Origin of the sequence: Mesorhizobium sp. RIZ17 (assembly GCF_051127865.1) — a bacterium.
Lineage (GTDB): Bacteria > Pseudomonadota > Alphaproteobacteria > Rhizobiales > Rhizobiaceae > Mesorhizobium > Mesorhizobium humile.
The window spans coordinates 296,409-313,782 of record NZ_CP147861.1; the positions used below are offsets into that span (position 1 = coordinate 296,409).

Sequence of the window (17,374 nt, forward strand, 5' to 3'; positions counted from 1 at the left end):
CGGCTGGCAATCCGGGTGAGGGGTAAGCTTGGCGCCAAGCTGGAACACCCCTCATCCGTCTCGGCGCTGCGCGCCGATCCACCTTCTCCCACAGGGGGAGAAGGGAGAGCTGCACCCAACCGAGGAGTTTCATCATGTCCTATGTCGATGGTTTCGTGCTTGCCGTGCCGAAGGCAAATCTCGACGACTACAAGAAGCTGGCCAACAAGGGCGGCGCCGTCTGGATGGAGCATGGCGCGCTCGCTTATGTCGAATGCGTCGGCGACGACGTGCCTTATGGCGAGCTGACCTCGTTCCCGCGCGCCGTGCAGGCCAAGGACGACGAGGTCGTCATCTTCTCCTGGGTCGTCTACGAATCCAAACAGAGCCGCGACGCTGTCATGGCGAAAGTGATGGCCGATGAGCGTCTCAAGATGGACTGGTCCACCATGCCATTCGACGGCAAGCGCATGATCTTCGGCGGCTTCCAGCCGTTCATAGAGCTGTAGTCGGGCGGCCCATCGGTCGTCATCCACGGGCGGAGCAGGAGCGGAGCTCCTGCGCAGACCCGAGGATCCATGCCGTGACATAGAGGCGCCGCTACGGTCCAGAATTCTGTTCCGCTGCAATCTTCGCGCAGGTAACGGCATGGATTCCAGGGTCTCCGCGACGGAGCTTCGCTCCTGCTTCGCCCTGGAATGACGAAATTGCGAGGCAGCGGCTAATCTCGAAGGTCTGCGATGACTCAGAGCAAACGGCCTACCGGTATAATGCCGCCCTATCCGTTCTGGAGCTTATCGAGAAGCGGCTTGAGCTTGTCCCCATACCGCTTCCATAGATCGACGGAGCCCTGATACATCGGCTGGCGCACCTGCGCCGCCGATGCGGTGCGCACCGGCCGGTCGGTCTCGTGGAACGACAGCACCTTGTCGTCCCAAGGCAGGCCGAGATACGCCATCAGCGCCCTTGTCTGCCCTTCCTGGTCGGCGACGAAATCCTCATAGCGGACATCGTGCACGACGCCCGGCAGCACCTTGTGCCAATGCGCCATGATGTCGGTGTAGAGATTATGGAAATCGGCGAGCTCGCCGAGGTCGTAGCCGTAGCGGTGGCTGTCGCCGCGGAAATGCACCTTGAAGATCGACAGGCACGTCGCCGCCGCATCGCGCGCGCAATGGACGATCTTGGCCTTCGGCAGCATCATGTGCAGGAAGCCGACCAGCAGGAAGTTGCCCGGCATCTTGTCGGTGACATGACGATAGCCCGGATAGCGGGCATGCAGCATGTCGAGATAGGCCTGGCCGGCTTCGGCGAAGGCCTTGTCGGGCACGTCGGCGATACCGGCGGGAAAGCCGCCCGGCATGTTCATCGGAAACTGCTTGCCAACGGCCGTCTTCAGGATGTTCAACTCGCCGGCGCCAAAGACCTGGGGGTGGCTGGCGATGATCTGCTCGACCAGCGTGGTGCCGGAACGCGGCATGCCGACGACGAAGATCGGCGTGTCGTCGGAAATGCCGCTTGGCCTGTGCTTCTCGAAGAAGGCCGTGTCGAAGGCATCCTTCATTGCCTCGAACTCGTTGCGCGTGCGGGCTGCATCGTAGTTGATGACCTTGCGGCGGATGGCATTGCCCTCGGCGAAATAGTCGAAGGCGCGGCCATAATCCTTGAGGTCGTCATTGACCTTGCCCAGGCCGAAGGAGAGCTGCATGCGCGCGAGGCTGCCCTGCGGCGCCTTGGCGTGCTCGGCCTCCATGCCGGAGAGTTCCTTGTCGCGCTCGGTCTGGCGCTTGACCTGCGTCAGCAGAAGCCAGGCTTTGGCCATGGCGGGAGCGATCGCCACCGCTTGGCGCGCGAGATCGGCGGCCTCGTCGAGCTTGCCCTTCTCCATCATCGCGACGCCCAGCCCGTAGAGCAGCTCGGCGTCCTTCGGCCGGATCGACAGCGCCTCGCGAAACAGCGCGATCGCCTCGTCCAGCCGTCCGGCTTCCTGCAGCGTCTCGGCAAGGCCGATGCGCGCGCGGACATGGAACGGGTTGCGGCCGATCGTGCCGCGATAGATCTCCTCGGCCGCGTCAAACTGGCCAAGTTGCTTCAGCGACGAACCGAGATTGTCGCGCGCGGCCAGTTGGTCCGGCCGGATATCCACCGCGCCGCGGAAGAAATCGACCGCGGCGGCGATGCGCCCCAGGTCGCGCATGACCGTGCCCATATTGTTGAGGAAGTCGGCATTCTCGGGCTGCAAGGTCACCGACTGCTCGATGAGGTCGAGCCCTTCTTCGCTCCTGCCGGTCTGGTGCAGCAGCAATCCGAGGAAATGCAGCGCGGCGACATGGTTTGGCTGCTGCCCCAGGACCTGCCGGTAGAGTGCCTCGGCCTCCTGGCGCCGGCCTGCCTGATGCAGTTGCAGCGCCTTTTGCACATACGGGTCGAGCGGGCTGGCCGAGCCACCTGGCCTGCCACCGGCGTTTGCCGCTCTTCTGTGATCTCTGTTAATGGGAAACCTGCCGTGTTTGTTGGTCCGCCGGACCTAAGCCATGCGGGCAAGAGATTCAAGACAAAGCGTCAGCGCCCAGCGCGGTATCCATTCGCGAAGGTGGACGCCGCCGCCTTCTCAGCAGGGCCCGTCGCCGACGATGCGATAGTCCGCCGCGCGCGCCTCGCATGCGTTCGGGAAGGTGCGCACTTGTCCGTGGCGCCTGCCGCGAACCGGCGCGTATTCGCGCGTGCAGAACGTCTGCTCCCCACCACCACCGTCGCAGCAAGGACCTTCGCGCACGATGCGGTAGCCTTCCGTTTCAGCCAGGCAGGCATTGGCGAAGGTCTGGCGGTCGCCGCCGCGCCGGGCGCAGACCGGTTGGTATTGCATGGTGCAGAGCTGCGGATGTGGCTGGGGCGGCCGCGGGCGCGGGCCATCGTCGACGACGAGGGTGCAGGCCGCCAGCAGCGCGGACAGCATGAAAATGACGATGCCCTGCCGCGAGACCGCAAGAAACCGCATATGTCCCTTCTCCATCCCGAAGCGTGACGCCGGCTCGCGATCCTCGCATTCCCCGCCACAAACGCAACCACCGTTTGTGGAGCCGAGAGCAGCCTCGCGCTGGCCCATGCTTGGCCCGTCTCTGGCCGATGACCGGTAAAGAGGCCGGGTCTATCGAGACCCCAGCGTTGGACGCGCCGCGGGCCGCCCGCGAGCGTCGTATTGCAACCTTCACGTTTCCGTGTAATAAAAACCATGTTCGGGCATTTGCGACCCGGAGAGCGGAACGTTTTGGACGACCTTTCCCCGATAAGTGTGAATCTCTGACAACCCCGTTTTTCGGCGGGGGGTTTGACCATGCGCGAATGCATGACCGCCGAAGCAACCACCAGGATTTGCCCAAGGCGCGAGGCAGCGGGCAAACCACAAGACTGACACGGGTGAAGGAGTTTTCCCCAATGGCCCAGACCGGTACCGTAAAGTTCTTCAATGCCACCAAAGGCTTCGGCTTCATCACGCCGGATGGCGGCGCCAAGGACGTGTTCGTCCACATTTCCGCGATCGAGGCCTCTGGCCTGCGCACGCTGGTCGACGGCCAGAAGGTCACCTTCGACGTCGAGCCGGACCGCATGGGCAAGGGCCCGAAGGCGGTCAACCTGCGCGCCGCCTGATCGCCGGAACCGCCTGTCCTTGCGGATGCAATGATGCGGCAGGATCGTGAACCGGCTTCTGGACAGGCCTGAAATTGCGAAGGCGCGACCGAAACGGTCGCGCCTTTTTTTGCGCGCAAATGCCTGCATCGGCAGGCGAAAACTTTCTCTTGCCGATAGCGCTAAAATAAAGGACAAATTTCCTCTCGGGCAGTTTTGCCGGCCCGAGACTTGACTTGATGGGATCAAAGGAGTTTCCCATGCCGCAGACCGGCACCGTCAAATTCTTCAACCATGCCAAGGGCTTCGGCTTCATCACGCCCGATGATGGCGCGAAGGATGTCTTCGTCCACATCTCGGCTGTGCAGGCGTCGGGCCTTCCCGGTCTTGAGGATGGGCAGAAAGTGACATTCGACACCGAGCCGGACAAGCGCGGCAAGGGTCCGAAGGCCGTCAATCTGTCGATCGGCTAAGCCGGCCACGACGGATCCGACGGAAGCTTTTGAGGCGGGACCGCTCCCGCCCGGAATGGATTGTGCCCAGGTCCGGAAAAGTCGACCCGGCTTCGAAAAAATCGCCCAGGCTCGAAAAAGTCGCCCGGGCTCGAAAAATCGCCAAGCCACGAAAAATCGCCAGGCCACGAAAAATCGGTTGCGCCGATTTCCGTTCAGCCTCCGTTCAGCCAAGGTCTTCTATTAACCTTTGCTAAAGCCGGTCTGTATCCCCCGAAAAAATGCGCGGGCCGGCGCGAAGGAGACCGAAAATGAACCGCTTTCTCAAGACCGCCATCCTGAGCGTTGGCATTGCCGCGACCACATTGGCCACCTTCTCGGCGGCCAATGCCGATGACTGGCGCTGGCGCCATCATCACGACCGTGGCGGTGACGCCCTCGCCGCCGGCGTTGTCGGCCTCGCGGCGGGCGCCCTGATCGGCAGCGCGCTCAGCAACCCCGGGCCGCGCTATTACGAACCGGCCTATGGTGACGACTATTATGTCGACCGGCCGGTGCGCCGCTATTACGTGCAACAGCCGCGCTATTACGTGCAGCCGCGTACGGTCTATGCCGACCGCTATGCCGAGCCGTGGACCCGCGCCTGGTACGAGTATTGCTCGGACCGCTACCGCAGCTTCAACTCGCGCACCGGCACCTTCACCGGCAATGACGGCGACCAGCACTTCTGCGTCGCCAACTAAGCCACCCCAGGGTTCCCTGCCCAAGAAAAGCGCCGCCTCCAGCGGCGCTTTTTCTTTTTTGAAGCACTCGCCACTGACGCTCGCAGGCCGGCCTCACCTGAATATCGGCACAGCCTAGGTCAGAAACGGATTGGTCCGCCGTTCATCGCCGAAACGGCTGCCTGGGCCATGGCCGCAGATGAAACCTATGTCGTCGCCAAGCGGCAGGAGCTTGTCCTTGATCGAGGCGATCAGCGCGGCATGGTCGCCGCCGGGCAGATCGGTGCGCCCGATCGAGCCGCGGAACAGCACGTCGCCGACATGCGCGAACTTGGCCGCCCGGTTGTAGTAGACGACATGGCCCGGCGCGTGCCCCGGGCAATGCAGCACCTCGAATTGATGATTGCCGAACGACACCGTTTCGCCTTCGGCAAGGAAGCGGTCCGGCACGCAGTTGCGCACGCCGGCGATGCCGTAGCGCCTGCCCTGGTTCTCGAGATTGTCGAGCAACATCTTGTCGGCCTCATGCGGGCCGATGATGTCGATGCCCAGCGCATCCTTGAGCTCCATCGCGCCGCCGGCGTGGTCGATGTGGCCGTGCGTGATCCAGATGGCGCCGGCGGTGATGGCATTGTCCTTCAGCACCGACAGGATCTTGTCGACATCGCCGCCGGGATCGACGACGACGCCCGTCTTGTCGTCCATGTCAAACAGGATGGTGCAATTCTGCTGGAACGGCGTGACCGGCACGATGCCGGCATTGAGCTGACCCATGGCTTTCCTTTCGAGATGTAGCCGTGATGTAGAGGCCATGGCGTGCCGCGTCCACCGTCGGCCGACGCGAATAGTCCGCAAAAGGAAATGGGCGGCCGAAGCCGCCCATTTTGAAACCTGAAGTGGCAGGCCTTACTTCTTCATCGCGCCCATGACCGCGCCGATGATACCGGTCAAGATAGCGCCGCCGCCGGCGCCTCCAAGGATGTTCTTCAGATCGATCGCGCTTCCCGCCGCTCCCGCGGCTGCTGCCGGATCGGCGCCGCCGAGCAGGCTACCGAGGATGGCTGCACCACCGACGCCGCCAATCGCGCCGCCGAGAATTTTGGTGAGCTGGCCCATCGCCGCCTGCTTCAGTGCCACACCTACTGCCTGTCCGCCGATAACACCCGCAATCACCTGTACAACGATCTGAACAATCGTGTTCGTATCCATGTAACTGGTCCCTCCATAGCCGCCAGCCTCCTCGGGCCGACACCACCATGAGACGCCGAACCGTTCGAAAGTCAAATGCGCGAAAGCTTAAATAAAAGGGGCGGCTCGAAAACCGCCCCTGTTGCATAAAAAAGCTGTGACTAAACGCTATTCTGCGGCAATCGCATGCTTTGGTTGCACTGCGGCAGAATAGTCGTTCATCAACGTCTTGGCGATCTCGCCGACCTCGAATCGGTACGGACCGATCTCCGAAACCGGCGTGACCTCGGCGGCGGTGCCCGTGAGGAAGCACTGCTCGAAACCTTCGAGTTCCTCCGGCATGATGGGGCGCTCGATCACTTCGAAACCGCGATCCTTCGCCAGGCCGATCACGGTGCGGCGGGTTATGCCGTCGAGGAAGCAGTCAGGCGTCGGCGTATGGATCTTGCCGTCCTTGACGAAGAAGATGTTGGCGCCGGTGGCTTCCGCCACCTGGCCGCGCCAATCGAGCATCATGGCGTCGGCGTAGCCCTTGGCCTCGGCGGCGTGCTTGGACAGCGTACAGATCATGTAGAGGCCGGCGGCCTTCGACTTGGACGGCGCGGTGCGCGGATCGGGCCGGCGCCATTCGGCGACATCGAGGCGGATGCCCTTGAGCTTCTGCGCCGGATCGAAATAGCTCGGCCACTGCCAGATGGCGATGGCGCAGTTGATGCGGTTGTTCTGCGCCGAAACGCCCATCTGCTCGCTGCCGCGCCAGGCGATCGGGCGCACATAGGCGTCCTGGAAACCCTGTTTCTTCAGCAGCGTGCGGCAGGCCTCGTCGATCTCGGCGACCGGATAGGGAATCTTAAAGCCGAGCAGGCGCGCCGATTCATGCAGGCGTTCATTATGCTCGGTCAGCTTGAAGATCTGGCCGCCATAGGCGCGCTCGCCCTCGAAGACGGCGCTTGCATAGTGCAGGCCATGGGTCAGCACATGGACCTTGGCGTCGGCCCATTTGACGAACTCGCCGTTCATCCAGATGAAGCCGTCCAATTGATCGAAGGGAACGGATGCCATGGAAACCTCCCGCGGGCAGGCGCCCGCAAATCGTGGTGTTTTTAAAGCCTTTCGCACCGGCCTCGCCCCAGGAGCCGAAACGCTGGCCAATGCTTGAAAGCGTAGGCGGATATTCAATCCGTGGCAAACTCAGGAAGTTCCGGAAAAACGGCTTCCCCTTGCCTTTTCGTTCGCAATCCGCCGAAAAGCTTGTCAAAAATTATCATTGCCCGGAAATTACGTCAATAGTACTGACATAATTCCCGCCTCGCATGGAGAAATGATGACGAGCCCCGCAGCCGGTAAACCGATCAGGACGGCGATCGCCGATGAGGACGGCATCGACTTCGCCATCATCGAACTTTTTTTCTTCGCCTATCGCGATTTCACCTCCGACCCGGACCAGATACTGGCCGACTACGGCTTCGGCCGCGCCCATCATCGCGTGCTGCACTTCGTCAACCGCAGGCCGGGCCTCACCGTCGCCGAACTGCTCGACGTGCTGAAGATCACCAAGCAGAGCCTCGCGCGGGTTTTGAAGCAGTTGATCGACACCGACCATATCGTCCAGGTGCAAGGTCCGCGCGACCGCCGGCAGCGCGAACTCTACCCGACCGCCAAGGGTCGCGCCTTGGCCTTGGCGTTGGCGCGGCCACAGTCGCGCCGCATCCGTGCGGCATTGGAGGATTCCGGAGCCACCGAACGCGCCACGATCGAGCGCTTCCTGGAAGCGATGGTCAATCCGGAACTAAGAGCGCAGATCGACATTGTGCCTGCGCAAACATCGGGGAAGAACCATGGAGACCATTGAGAAGGTCGATCATCCGGCAGCGCCCGACGATGACGCGCCGCATCTTCTGGTTGTCGATGACGACACGCGTATCCGCAACCTGCTCAAGCAGTATCTGTCCGAGAACGGCTTTCGCGTCACCGTGGCCGGCAATTCCGGCGAAGCCAGGCGCAAGCTCGCCGGCCTCGACTTCGACCTACTGGTGCTCGATGTCATGATGCCGGGTGAAACCGGCGTCGACCTTACCAAGGCGCTGCGGGCCGAGAAAAATGTGCCGATCCTGATGCTGACGGCGCTGTCCGAGACCGACAGCCGCATCACCGGACTGGAAGCCGGCGCCGATGATTACCTGCCGAAACCGTTCGATCCGCGCGAGCTGATCCTGCGCATCAACAACATTCTGCGCCGTGGCGGCCCGGCGGCCACGCCGAAGGTCGAGCAGCTGGTGTTCGGGCCCTACACGTTCCAGATCGCCAAGCGCGAATTGAAGCGCGGCGGCGAAGCGCTTAAGCTGACCGACCGCGAGCAGGAGATCCTCGCGATCTTCGCCGCGCGGGCGGGCGAGACCATACCGCGCCACGAGCTGGTGGGCGATGAATCGGATGTCGGCGAACGCACCATCGACGTGCAGATCAACCGGCTGCGCCGCAAGATCGAGCGCGATCCGTCCAATCCGGTATGGCTGCAGACGGTGCGCGGTATTGGGTATCGGCTCAGCGTCGAATAAACTACCGTCGAAGGCCCTTTGCTGAACAGGCCATCGACGAGCGGAAGGGCGAATGGCGACCACGCAACTGGAACAGCCTGAAGGAGGCGGCCCCGGCGATCTCGCGCTGCGGACGCTGAGGGCGATGCCGCGCGCCTGGAACCGGTTCTGGCGCCTGGTCGCGCTCTACATGCCGAAGCGGCTCTACGCCCGCTCGCTGATCATCGTCATCGCGCCGATGATCCTGCTGCAGTCGGTTGTTGCCTTCGTCTTCATGGAACGGCACTGGCAGACGGTAACCCAGCGCCTGTCGCAGGCGACGATCTCGGACATAGCGGCCGTCATCGACATGATGGAGACCTATCCGCATGACGCCGACTACGCCAACATCATCCGCATCGCCCAGGACCGCATGCAGCTGAAGGTCGATCTTTTGCCGCCCGACCCGCTGCCGCCGCCCGGCCCGAAACCGTTCTTTTCGATCCTCGACGAGGCGCTGTCGTCGGAGATCACGAGACAGATCAACCGTCCGTTCTGGATCGACACGGTCGGCAACTCGAATGTCGTCGAGGTCCGCGTCCAGCTCGAAGGCAAGGTGCTGCGCGTTTTCGTGCGGCGCAGCCAGGCATATGCCTCCAACACCCACATCTTCCTGATCTGGATGGTCGGCACTTCGCTGGTTCTGTTGATGATCGCCATTCCCTTCCTGCGCAATCAGATCAGGCCGATCCTGACGCTGGCCGAAGCCGCCGAGAGTTTCGGCAAGGGCCGGCCGATGCCGCGCGATTTCCGCCCCCGCGGCGCCGAGGAGGTTCGCCGAGCGGGTTTCGCTTTCATCCAGATGCGTGAGCGCATCGAGCGCCAAATCGAGCAGCGCACCGCCATGCTGACCGGCGTCAGCCACGACCTCAGGACCATCCTCACCCGATTCAAGCTCCAGCTGGCGCTGGCTGGCGGCAAATCCGAGACCAAGGCCGCGCTGAACCAGGACATCGACGACATGCAGTCGATGCTGGAAGGCTATCTCTCCTTTGCCCGTGGCGAGGCCGCGGAAGATACCGGCCGTTTCGACCTCAACGCCTATTTCCAGAAGCTTGGCGAGGAAGCGCAATTGCGTGGCTGCAAGCTCACGACGACGCTGACCGGTGATCCGGCCGTGCATGTGCGGCCGAACGCCTTTGCCCGTTTGCTGTCCAACGTCATCGGCAATGCCTTCCGCTATGCCAAGACCGTCGAGGTCCACGCCAATCATGGCCGCGGCTCGCTCACCGTCACCATCGACGACAACGGGCCGGGCATCGCTGCCGACAAGCGCGAAGAGGTGTTCAAGCCTTTCCTGCGGCTCGACGAGGCGCGCAACCTCGACGCCAGCGGCACTGGACTTGGCCTGTCGATCGCCCGCGACATCGCCCGCAGCCACGGCGGCGACATCGGCCTCGAGGACAGCCCGCTCGGCGGCCTGCGCGCCGTGATCAAGGTGCCCGCCTAGCCAGAGCATGATCCCGAAAAGTGGAAGCCGGTTTTCGGATAAGATCATGCTCAATCAAAAGCAGCTTCATCCGCGCGTCATGAAATCATGGTCAAGAGCGCGCATGAAGCGCGCGACCCTTGTTGATTCGGCCCTGCCGCCCTGCTTCGATCCCGTGCCCAGCCGGGTGCGCTGGAGCGAGGCGCGGGCCGCTGCCTGGTTGCCGTTCCGGCACCGCGCCGGCGCGTCCGATAGCCATTCCGGCAAAGGATCATCATGCACATCAGGATCGCCATGCGTATCCTGATGGTCACCGACGCATGGCGGCCGCAGGTCAATGGCGTGGTGCACACGCTGGAACGCCTTACCGAGGCGCTGAAACCCTTCGACGTCGAGCTCGATTTCCTGACGCCGAACCGCTTTCGCACCTTGCCGATGCCGACCTATCCCGACATCCGGCTCGCATTGACGACGCCGGGCCATGTCGCGCGCATGATCGACGCCGCCAAGGCCGACCACATCCACATCGTCACCGAAGGTCCGCTCGGCATCATGGCGCGCCGGCATTGCCGAAAGGTGGGCCGCCCCTTCACCACCAGCTACCACACGCGCTTTCCCGAATATCTCAGCGCCCGCCTGCCGGTGCCGGAGCGCTGGGCTTACAGCTGGCTGCGCGACTTCCACAATTCGGGACAGGGCACGCTCGTCGCGACGCAATCGCTGGCGGACGATCTCGCGACACGCGGCTTCACCAAGCTGAGGCCCTGGACACGCGGCGTCGACACCGACCATTTCCGGCCCGACAAGCGCAAGGAAACCGGCTTCCCCCGCCCGGTTTTCCTGTGCGTCGGCCGCGTCGCGATCGAAAAGAACCTGACCGCCTTCCTTGATCTCGACCTGCCCGGCAGCAAGGTTATCGTCGGCGAGGGACCGGAGCTGGCAAAGCTCAAGGCGCGCTATCCCAAGGCGCATTTCCTCGGCCATCGCCCGAACGACGAACTGGCCGAGATCTACGCGTCGGCCGATGTCTTCGTCTTCCCGAGCCGCACCGACACCTTCGGCAACGTCATCATCGAGGCGCTGGCCAGCGGAACGCCCGTCGCCGCCTATCCGGTGACCGGACCGATCGACATTGTCGGCGATGGCGTCGGCGGAGCCGTGTCGAACGATCTTGGTGAAGCGGCGATGAAGGCGCTTCACGTCGACCGCGCCGAAGCCCGCCAGCGCGCGATGCGCTACAGCTGGCAGGCCTGCGCCGAAATGTTCCTCGACGTGGTCGACGAAGCGCTGGGCATGCCAAGCAAGCGCGCCGATCAGGATCGGCTGGCTCAAGGTCGCCCCAGCCTCGTCCTAGAATAGGCGCCCGCCGTCCGGCACTTTACGCTCGATGGCGCCGAGCACCACCGCGCCTTCTTCATCGGGAAAGCCGAGCGTCAGCACTTCCGACATGAACGGGCCGATCTGGCGCGGCGGGAAATTGACCACCGCGAAAACCTGGCGGCCGATCAGCGTTTCCGGCGCGTAGTATTTGGTGATCTGCGCCGACGACTTCTTCACCCCGATCGCCGGACCGAAATCGATCTTCAGCTTGAATGCCGGCTTGCGCGCCTCCGGAAACGGCTCGGCCTCGACGATCGTGCCGGCCCGGATGTCGACACGGTCGAAATCGGCAAAGCTGATCTCGGGCTTGCGCTCGCTGCTGGAACTCATCGGTGATGTCGGCCTGGCTCAGGCGTTTCCATGGGTCTCGAAGAGCACGCTGGACAGCGCGTCCTTGGCCGATGTACCCGACCAGACGACGAACTGGAAGGCCTGGAAATAGCATTCGCAGGCCTCGAGCGCCGAGGACAACAGCACCTCGACCTGCTGGCTCGACGGCTCGACCCCGCCGGCAAGCAGCAGCGATTGCCTGAACATGATCGCGCCTTCCTGTTCCCACAGGTCGAAGTGACCGAACAGCATCTGTTCGTTGATCAGCGACAGCAGCCGCATCACTTCCAGCGCACGCGTTTCGGGCACCTTGATATCGAAGGCGCAGGCCAGATGCAGCGCCTCGAAATCCTCCATCCAGGAAAAGGAGACATGGTAGTCTGTCCAGCTGCCGGCCACCGAAATCGCAATCTCGTCGTCGCCGGCGCGCTCGAAGGACCAGTCGTTGTTGTGGGCCACCTGCTCGATGACATCCACCGGGTGGATTTCGCGGGAGAATTCGAGTTCGAGGAGTTCCATGAATGCTTCCTGTGTTCAGGGGAGCGCCACACGCTCCGCGGGGCACACACGACGAACAATCTTGTCTAGAACTCGGACGGTCAGGACTTTCCAACGCAAAGACCCCAACCGGACCCCACCGCCCGGCGCATGACCCTACTTCGAATCATGCAACAAATTCAGTCTATTGATCGGGAGTCGCGTGAACAGCCCAATTTTTCGCACTGCGTCATCCGCATGTGGAAAGGTGGCTGTCACAAAGATTCATGCAATGCCGGTAAGCGATTCACGGCAAAGCGATTTTTCGGATCGCGCTATGTGGAAAAGTTTAACGATTATTTTTTTGCGCGGGGCTTTGCAGCACCCGCAGGTGCGGCCTGCCCGGTCAGTTCGGCGAGCCTAGCCTCGAGCGCCTCGACGCGCGTCGCCAGCTGGATGTTGTCTTCCCTCGCCTTGACCGCCATCTCGCGCACGGCCTCGAACTCTTCGCGCTGCACCACATCCATGGAATTCAGCATGCGCTCGGCCTGGGCCCGGAACGCCGTCTCCACTTCGCGACGCACACCCTGCGCGGCACCCGCGGCATCGGTCATGATCTTTGCGAATTCATCGAGAATGCGGTTCGGTCCGGTCGACATGGCAGATCCTCGCTTGCTTGATTTGACGTAGTGGGGCGCGACGCGGAATGCAAGAACGTTGAGGTTTAATGCCGCCTCTGCGTTGCTATGGCGCATGGCGGTGCCATGCCTGAACAGAGCTATCGCATCGCCCCGACCTGTACTTGAAGCCGCCAAATCGCCTATTGTGCTCGTGTATTGTTCCAGCACTCAGTCAGGATCGACCAATGGCAACGCCCCCGCGCCGACCGACAAACCCGATCGCAGCCGCGGAAGCCGTCTTCAAGCCCGTCAAAAAGCCCGCGGCGCCAATTCGCGAGGCCACGGCGGCGCCAAATGTCAGAGAGCTTGTTTCGATAAGGATCGATCGCGCCGTACTGGACCACTTCCAGGAGGATGGCCCTGGCTGGCAGGACAGGATCAACGACGCTCTAAGGCAGATTGTCGCCGGCAAACCTCAGGTTTGAAATCGCTCGCCGTGGCGTTCAGAACATCAATCGCCTTGCCTTGACCCTGCCAAAACCCTGCCGCATGGTCCGCGCCCGATAGACGACCGCAACCGGGAGATCCCAGTTTGAGCGAATATTTCCTGCTGCCGCTGGCCTCCCTGCCCTTCCCCAACATCAATCCGGTTATCGTTCAAATCGGGCCGCTGGCGGTGCACTGGTACGGCGTCGGCTATATCGTCGGCATCCTCTTTGCCTGGTGGTACGCCAAACGGCTGGTCACCAATACGCGCCTGTGGCCGGACGGCAAGCTGCCGATGAAGCCCGAGGACCTCGACGACTTCATCGTCTGGGCGGCGATCGGCGTCGTGCTCGGCGGGCGCACCGGCTACGTGCTGTTCTACGACCTGCCGCGCTACATCGCGCATCCGCTCGATATCTTCGCCGTCTGGCAGGGCGGCATGTCGTTCCATGGCGGCCTGCTCGGCGTCATCCTCGCCATGACGCTGTTTTCGCTCAAGCGCCGCATCCACACCTGGACGCTGTTCGACGTGGTGTCGGCCGGCGTGCCGGTTGGGCTAGGCCTCGTGCGTGTCGCCAACTTCATCAATTCGGAGCTCTGGGGCCGGCCGTCGGACGTGCCATGGGCGATCGAGTTCCCCAATGGCGGGCCATTCACCCGCCATCCCAGCCAGCTCTACGAGGCCTTGCTCGAAGGCCTGGTGCTGTTCCTGGTGCTGCGCTTCCTCACCCATTCGCGCCTGAAACTGAAGACGCCGCGCTTCGTCGGCGGCGCCTTCATCTGCGGCTACGGCCTATCGCGCATCTTCGTCGAGTTTTTCCGCGAGCCCGACCAGCAGCTCGGCTACCTGCTCGGCACCAACTGGCTGACCATGGGCATGATCCTGTCCACGCCGATGGTGCTGGCCGGCATATGGGCCATGGTCACCGCAAAGCCGATGGCGCAGCCGCAGGCGGCATGACCCGGCTCAAGGAGCGCATCGTCGATCTTATCGAAGCCGTTGGACCGATGCCGGTCGACGAATATATGGCGCTCTGCCTGTTCGATCCCCAGAACGGCTATTACACGACGCGCGAGCCATTCGGCGCCGCCGGCGACTTCATCACGGCGCCCGAGATCAGCCAGATGTTCGGCGAGCTCGTGGCGGTCTGGCTCTACCAGGCCTGGCAAGCTGCCGGCCGGCCGTTGCCGGCGACCTTCGCCGAGATCGGACCAGGCCGTGGCACCTTGATGAAGGACATGCTGCGCACCTGGTCGCGGCTCGACCCGGCGCTCGTGGCCGGCGCGTCCTTTGCCATGATCGAGACCAGCCCGCGCCTGGCTGAGATCCAGAAACAGACGCTTGCAGGCCAAAACGCGGCGCTTGCCTGGCACCAGACCATCGACGCGTTGCCGCGACGGCCGCTGTTCATCGTCGGCAACGAATTGTTCGACGCCGTGCCGATCCGGCAGTTCGTGCATGTCGGCGAAAGCTGGCGCGAGCGCATGATCGGTCTCGGCGACAATGACGAGCTGCGCTTCTTTGCCGGCGCCGGCTCGCTCGATCCCACGCTGTTGCCCCAAGATGCCTCCGGCGCGCCCGAAGGCGCGATCGCCGAAGTGGCGCCAGCCCGTGTTGCATTGATGTCGGTGATCGCGGGGCGCATCGCTGCCCAGGGCGGCGCGGGCCTCTTTATCGACTACGGTCATTTGCAGCCTGGCATCGGCGACACCTTGCAGGCCTTGCGCCGGCACCGGCATGAAGACGTGCTGGCCGGCCCCGGCGAGGCCGATCTCACTTCGCATGTCGATTTCGCCGCGCTTGCAACAGCAGTCCACCCGCATGGGCTTCGTGTCGAGATGACGACACAGGGAGAATTCCTGCTTGGCATGGGCTTGATCGAGCGCGCCGGCGCGCTCGGGGCGAACGCCGACGAGCAGGCCCGTCAAGCCATCGCCGACGCGGTCGAACGCCTGGCCGGCCCCGACGCGATGGGCGAGCTGTTCAAGGTGATGAAGATCCTGCCGGCGGCGAGAGCCGCTTGAGATTGGCAGGCGGTCCCGACGCCTGGTCCTGCCAGTCGTCCGAACTTCGCCTTGACGAGACCGCCCCGCACGGACGACAAACCCAACCATGCTGAATCAGACCAGACCCGATCCAGTACGCTCGCCGCTGCTTGAAAAGGCGCAAGGCATGCGCCACGGCTACTTCACCCGCATCGGCGGCGTCTCCGACGGCATCTATCGGGGGCTCAACATCGGCACGGGCTCCAGCGACGACCAGACACTGGTCGCCGAGAACCGGCGGCGCGTTGCCGACTGGATGGGCGTGCCGGCGGATCGTCTGTTGACCGCGCACCAGATCCACTCGCCGGATGTCGTCGTCGCCAGGGAACCCTTCGCGGGCCCTCGCCCGAAGGCCGACGCCATCGTCACCGATCGTCCGGGCATCGCCATCGGCGCCTCGACCGCCGATTGCGGACCGGTTCTGTTCGCCGACGCCGAGGCGCGCGTCATCGGTGCCGCCCATGCGGGCTGGAAGGGCGCCTTCACCGGCGTGCTCGAAAACACCATCACCGCGATGGAAGGCCTCGGCGCCCGTCGCGAGCGCATCGTCGCGGTGCTCGGTCCTTCCATCGGCCCCGACAATTACGAGGTCGGGCCGGAATTCGTCGCCCGCTTCGTCGAGGCCGATACCGGCAATCACCACTATTTCAGGCCGTCGAAGACCGCCGGCCACTCGATGTTCGACCTCAACCAATATACGGTCGACCGGCTGCGCAAGGCGGGCGTGACCGCCGAGGGTCTCGGCCGCTGCACTTACGCGGAAGAAGAGCTTTTCTATTCCTACCGGCGTACCACACACCGCAAGGAAGCGGATTACGGGCGCCAGGTTTCAGCAATCGTCCTGGAGAAAGAGTAATGGCGCTGCATTTCGAACGATCGGAATTCGACGCGCGGCGCGACCGGCTGCTCATCGAGATGGCCGACAAGAAGCTCGACGCCGTGCTCTTGTTCGCGCAGGAGAGCATGTACTGGCTGACCGGCTACGACACGTTCGGCTTCTGCTTCTTCCAGTGCCTGGTGGTGAAGGCCGACGGCTCGATGGTGCTGCTCACCCGTTCAGCCGATCTGAGGCAAGCGCGCCATACCTCGACCATCGAGAACATCGTGCTGTGGACCGACCGCCAGGGCGCCAATCCGGCGATCGACCTGCGGAACCTGCTCAACGACCTCGACCTGCTCGGCGCCCGCATCGGCGTCGAATACGACACCCATGGCCTTACCGCCTACAATGGCCGCCGCGTGGACGAGCAGTTGCAGACTTTCGGCCAGATCGCCGATGCTTCAGGCATCGTCGGCCGGCTGCGCCTGTTCAAGAGTCCGGCCGAAATCGCCAAGGCGGAAAAGGCCGCCAATCTTTCCGACGACGCGCTGGACGCCGCCTTGCCTCTGATCAAGCAGGGCGGCGACGAAGGGCTCATCCTCGCCGCCATGCAGGGCGCGGTCTTCGCCGGCGGCGGCGACTATCCCGCCAACGAGTACATCATCGGCTCTGGCCCCGATGCCTTGCTCTGCCGCTACAAGGCCGGCCGCCGCAAGCTCACCAAGAACGACCAGCTGACGCTCGAATGGGCCGGCGTCTTCCACCACTATCATGCCCCCATGATGCGCACCGTTTTGACCGGCAAGGTGTCGAAGCGCCACCAGGAATTGTTCGACGCTTCCCGTGCCGCCCTGCTCGCGGTCGAAAAGGCAATGACGCCGGGCAACACGTTCGGCGACGTCTTCGACGCGCATGCCCGCACGCTCGAGGCGCACAACCTGACCAAGCACCGGCTGAATGCCTGCGGCTATTCGGTCGGCGCCCGCTTCACGCCGTCCTGGATGGACATGCCGATGTTCTACCAGGGCAATACCGAGCCGATCGCACCGAACATGACGCTGTTCGCGCATATGATTATCATGGACTCCGAGACCGAGACCGCGATGACGCTCGGCCGCACCTACCTGACCACGGAATCGGCGCCCAAGCCGCTGTCGCGCCATGATCTCGACTTGATCGTGCAGTGAATCCATAATGGTTGGTTCACGCGGGGGCGTTCGCCAGTAAGGAGTTTTCAGGCAG

Annotated in this window: 21 protein-coding genes; 13 read left to right on the forward strand and 8 right to left on the reverse strand. The window is 63.3% G+C overall.

Annotated features, from left to right (window positions below; all coding sequences use genetic code 11):
* The first annotated feature begins 134 nt into the window (after window positions 1-134).
* Window positions 135-488 carry a DUF1428 domain-containing protein gene (locus WDX12_RS01510; RefSeq protein WP_434723697.1) on the forward strand — a complete coding sequence of 118 codons (354 nt, stop codon included), beginning with the start codon at window positions 135-137 and terminating at the stop codon, window positions 486-488.
* Between the two features lie 269 nt (window positions 489-757).
* On the opposite strand, the gene WDX12_RS01515 is transcribed toward WDX12_RS01510, so the two are convergent.
* Window positions 758-2,398, reverse strand: a complete 1,641-nt coding sequence (locus WDX12_RS01515; RefSeq protein ID WP_434723698.1) for a tetratricopeptide repeat-containing sulfotransferase family protein — start codon at window positions 2,396-2,398, stop codon at window positions 758-760.
* A gap of 192 nt (window positions 2,399-2,590) precedes the next feature.
* The gene (locus WDX12_RS01520; protein WP_434723699.1) at window positions 2,591-2,977 is read right to left on the reverse strand and encodes a Kazal-type serine protease inhibitor domain-containing protein; all 387 of its coding nucleotides are present in this window, start codon (window positions 2,975-2,977) and stop codon (window positions 2,591-2,593) included.
* Between the two features lie 437 nt (window positions 2,978-3,414).
* Here WDX12_RS01520 and WDX12_RS01525 point away from each other — a divergent pair, with 437 nt between their 5' ends.
* The 3 genes from WDX12_RS01525 (at window position 3,415) to WDX12_RS01535 (ending at window position 4,801) form a co-directional block, all read left to right on the forward strand.
* The gene (locus tag WDX12_RS01525) at window positions 3,415-3,627 is read left to right on the forward strand and encodes a cold-shock protein (protein WP_006202520.1); all 213 of its coding nucleotides are present in this window, start codon (window positions 3,415-3,417) and stop codon (window positions 3,625-3,627) included.
* A gap of 239 nt (window positions 3,628-3,866) precedes the next feature.
* Window positions 3,867-4,079: a cold-shock protein gene (locus WDX12_RS01530; protein ID WP_006202521.1), complete on the forward strand. Its 213-nt coding sequence runs from the start codon at window positions 3,867-3,869 to the stop codon at window positions 4,077-4,079.
* A gap of 290 nt (window positions 4,080-4,369) precedes the next feature.
* Entirely contained in the window at window positions 4,370-4,801 is a 432-nt protein-coding gene (locus WDX12_RS01535) for a BA14K family protein (RefSeq protein ID WP_434723700.1), read from the forward strand.
* A 114-nt stretch (window positions 4,802-4,915) separates the two neighbouring features.
* On the opposite strand, the gene WDX12_RS01540 is transcribed toward WDX12_RS01535, so the two are convergent.
* The 3 genes from WDX12_RS01540 to WDX12_RS01550 all read right to left on the reverse strand — a co-directional run bounded on the left by WDX12_RS01540 (window position 4,916) and on the right by WDX12_RS01550 (window position 7,030).
* Window positions 4,916-5,554: an MBL fold metallo-hydrolase gene (locus WDX12_RS01540; RefSeq protein ID WP_434723701.1), complete on the reverse strand. Its 639-nt coding sequence runs from the start codon at window positions 5,552-5,554 to the stop codon at window positions 4,916-4,918.
* Window positions 5,555-5,686: 132 nt separating this feature from the next.
* Window positions 5,687-5,989, reverse strand: coding sequence for a hypothetical protein (locus tag WDX12_RS01545; protein WP_320293400.1), 303 nt, complete (start codon window positions 5,987-5,989; stop codon window positions 5,687-5,689).
* A gap of 147 nt (window positions 5,990-6,136) precedes the next feature.
* Window positions 6,137-7,030, reverse strand: coding sequence for a branched-chain amino acid aminotransferase (locus WDX12_RS01550; protein WP_320293399.1), 894 nt, complete (start codon window positions 7,028-7,030; stop codon window positions 6,137-6,139).
* 259 nt (window positions 7,031-7,289) lie between these two features.
* Between WDX12_RS01550 and WDX12_RS01555 the strand changes: the two genes are divergently transcribed.
* The 4 genes from WDX12_RS01555 to WDX12_RS01570 all read left to right on the forward strand — a co-directional run bounded on the left by WDX12_RS01555 (window position 7,290) and on the right by WDX12_RS01570 (window position 11,332).
* Complete coding sequence (locus WDX12_RS01555; protein ID WP_430699204.1) at window positions 7,290-7,820, forward strand: MarR family winged helix-turn-helix transcriptional regulator; 531 nt, start codon at window positions 7,290-7,292, stop codon at window positions 7,818-7,820.
* On the forward strand, window positions 7,807-8,526 hold the full coding sequence (locus WDX12_RS01560) for a response regulator (protein ID WP_040989639.1): 720 nt from the start codon (window positions 7,807-7,809) through the stop codon (window positions 8,524-8,526). Before WDX12_RS01555 ends, WDX12_RS01560 begins: the two co-directional genes overlap by 14 nt.
* A 52-nt stretch (window positions 8,527-8,578) precedes the next feature.
* Window positions 8,579-9,994, forward strand: coding sequence for an ATP-binding protein (locus tag WDX12_RS01565; RefSeq protein WP_434723702.1), 1,416 nt, complete (start codon window positions 8,579-8,581; stop codon window positions 9,992-9,994).
* A gap of 273 nt (window positions 9,995-10,267) precedes the next feature.
* Window positions 10,268-11,332, forward strand: coding sequence for a glycosyltransferase family 4 protein (locus tag WDX12_RS01570; RefSeq protein ID WP_434725756.1), 1,065 nt, complete (start codon window positions 10,268-10,270; stop codon window positions 11,330-11,332).
* On the opposite strand, the gene WDX12_RS01575 is transcribed toward WDX12_RS01570, so the two are convergent.
* From WDX12_RS01575 to WDX12_RS01585, 3 genes are all read right to left on the reverse strand, one after another.
* Complete coding sequence (locus WDX12_RS01575) at window positions 11,324-11,683, reverse strand: tRNA-binding protein (protein ID WP_066994400.1); 360 nt, start codon at window positions 11,681-11,683, stop codon at window positions 11,324-11,326. The two genes, WDX12_RS01570 and WDX12_RS01575, sit on opposite strands and share 9 nt — an antisense overlap.
* 18 nt (window positions 11,684-11,701) lie before the next feature.
* A complete protein-coding gene (locus WDX12_RS01580) occupies window positions 11,702-12,202 on the reverse strand; it encodes a YbjN domain-containing protein (protein WP_320293395.1) in 501 nt (166 codons plus the stop codon).
* Window positions 12,203-12,516: 314 nt separating this feature from the next.
* Complete coding sequence (locus tag WDX12_RS01585; RefSeq protein WP_224636597.1) at window positions 12,517-12,819, reverse strand: accessory factor UbiK family protein; 303 nt, start codon at window positions 12,817-12,819, stop codon at window positions 12,517-12,519.
* 206 nt (window positions 12,820-13,025) lie between these two features.
* On the opposite strand from WDX12_RS01585, the gene WDX12_RS01590 reads away from it, so the two are divergent.
* The 5 genes from WDX12_RS01590 to WDX12_RS01610 all read left to right on the forward strand — a co-directional run bounded on the left by WDX12_RS01590 (window position 13,026) and on the right by WDX12_RS01610 (window position 17,319).
* Complete coding sequence (locus tag WDX12_RS01590) at window positions 13,026-13,265, forward strand: BrnA antitoxin family protein (RefSeq protein WP_434723703.1); 240 nt, start codon at window positions 13,026-13,028, stop codon at window positions 13,263-13,265.
* Window positions 13,266-13,372: 107 nt separating this feature from the next.
* Window positions 13,373-14,227, forward strand: coding sequence for a prolipoprotein diacylglyceryl transferase (gene lgt / locus WDX12_RS01595; RefSeq protein WP_434723704.1), 855 nt, complete (start codon window positions 13,373-13,375; stop codon window positions 14,225-14,227).
* Window positions 14,224-15,291: a class I SAM-dependent methyltransferase gene (locus WDX12_RS01600; protein WP_434723705.1), complete on the forward strand. Its 1,068-nt coding sequence runs from the start codon at window positions 14,224-14,226 to the stop codon at window positions 15,289-15,291. The genes lgt and WDX12_RS01600 overlap by 4 nt, the downstream gene beginning before the upstream one ends.
* Before the next feature lie 88 nt (window positions 15,292-15,379).
* Entirely contained in the window at window positions 15,380-16,168 is a 789-nt protein-coding gene (gene pgeF, locus WDX12_RS01605) for a peptidoglycan editing factor PgeF (RefSeq protein ID WP_434723706.1), read from the forward strand.
* Window positions 16,168-17,319 carry a M24 family metallopeptidase gene (locus tag WDX12_RS01610; RefSeq protein ID WP_320293390.1) on the forward strand — a complete coding sequence of 384 codons (1,152 nt, stop codon included), beginning with the start codon at window positions 16,168-16,170 and terminating at the stop codon, window positions 17,317-17,319. Before pgeF ends, WDX12_RS01610 begins: the two co-directional genes overlap by 1 nt.
* Window positions 17,320-17,374: the final 55 nt, after the last annotated feature.

Coding starts and splice junctions, on each gene's coding strand:
- WDX12_RS01570 (WP_434725756.1), top strand. CDS start 10,268: ATGCGTATCCTGATGGTCACCGACGCATGGCGGCCGCAGGTCAATGGC.
- WDX12_RS01555 (WP_430699204.1), top strand. CDS start 7,290: ATGATGACGAGCCCCGCAGCCGGTAAACCGATCAGGACGGCGATCGCC.
- WDX12_RS01585 (WP_224636597.1), bottom strand. CDS start 12,819: ATGTCGACCGGACCGAACCGCATTCTCGATGAATTCGCAAAGATCATG.
- WDX12_RS01520 (WP_434723699.1), bottom strand. CDS start 2,977: ATGCGGTTTCTTGCGGTCTCGCGGCAGGGCATCGTCATTTTCATGCTG.
- WDX12_RS01545 (WP_320293400.1), bottom strand. CDS start 5,989: ATGGATACGAACACGATTGTTCAGATCGTTGTACAGGTGATTGCGGGT.
- WDX12_RS01610 (WP_320293390.1), top strand. CDS start 16,168: ATGGCGCTGCATTTCGAACGATCGGAATTCGACGCGCGGCGCGACCGG.
- WDX12_RS01510 (WP_434723697.1), top strand. CDS start 135: ATGTCCTATGTCGATGGTTTCGTGCTTGCCGTGCCGAAGGCAAATCTC.
- WDX12_RS01600 (WP_434723705.1), top strand. CDS start 14,224: ATGACCCGGCTCAAGGAGCGCATCGTCGATCTTATCGAAGCCGTTGGA.
- WDX12_RS01575 (WP_066994400.1), bottom strand. CDS start 11,683: ATGAGTTCCAGCAGCGAGCGCAAGCCCGAGATCAGCTTTGCCGATTTC.
- WDX12_RS01565 (WP_434723702.1), top strand. CDS start 8,579: ATGGCGACCACGCAACTGGAACAGCCTGAAGGAGGCGGCCCCGGCGAT.
- WDX12_RS01525 (WP_006202520.1), top strand. CDS start 3,415: ATGGCCCAGACCGGTACCGTAAAGTTCTTCAATGCCACCAAAGGCTTC.
- WDX12_RS01580 (WP_320293395.1), bottom strand. CDS start 12,202: ATGGAACTCCTCGAACTCGAATTCTCCCGCGAAATCCACCCGGTGGAT.
- WDX12_RS01590 (WP_434723703.1), top strand. CDS start 13,026: ATGGCAACGCCCCCGCGCCGACCGACAAACCCGATCGCAGCCGCGGAA.
- WDX12_RS01540 (WP_434723701.1), bottom strand. CDS start 5,554: ATGGGTCAGCTCAATGCCGGCATCGTGCCGGTCACGCCGTTCCAGCAG.
- WDX12_RS01550 (WP_320293399.1), bottom strand. CDS start 7,030: ATGGCATCCGTTCCCTTCGATCAATTGGACGGCTTCATCTGGATGAAC.
- WDX12_RS01560 (WP_040989639.1), top strand. CDS start 7,807: ATGGAGACCATTGAGAAGGTCGATCATCCGGCAGCGCCCGACGATGAC.
- WDX12_RS01530 (WP_006202521.1), top strand. CDS start 3,867: ATGCCGCAGACCGGCACCGTCAAATTCTTCAACCATGCCAAGGGCTTC.
- WDX12_RS01535 (WP_434723700.1), top strand. CDS start 4,370: ATGAACCGCTTTCTCAAGACCGCCATCCTGAGCGTTGGCATTGCCGCG.
- pgeF (WP_434723706.1), top strand. CDS start 15,380: ATGCTGAATCAGACCAGACCCGATCCAGTACGCTCGCCGCTGCTTGAA.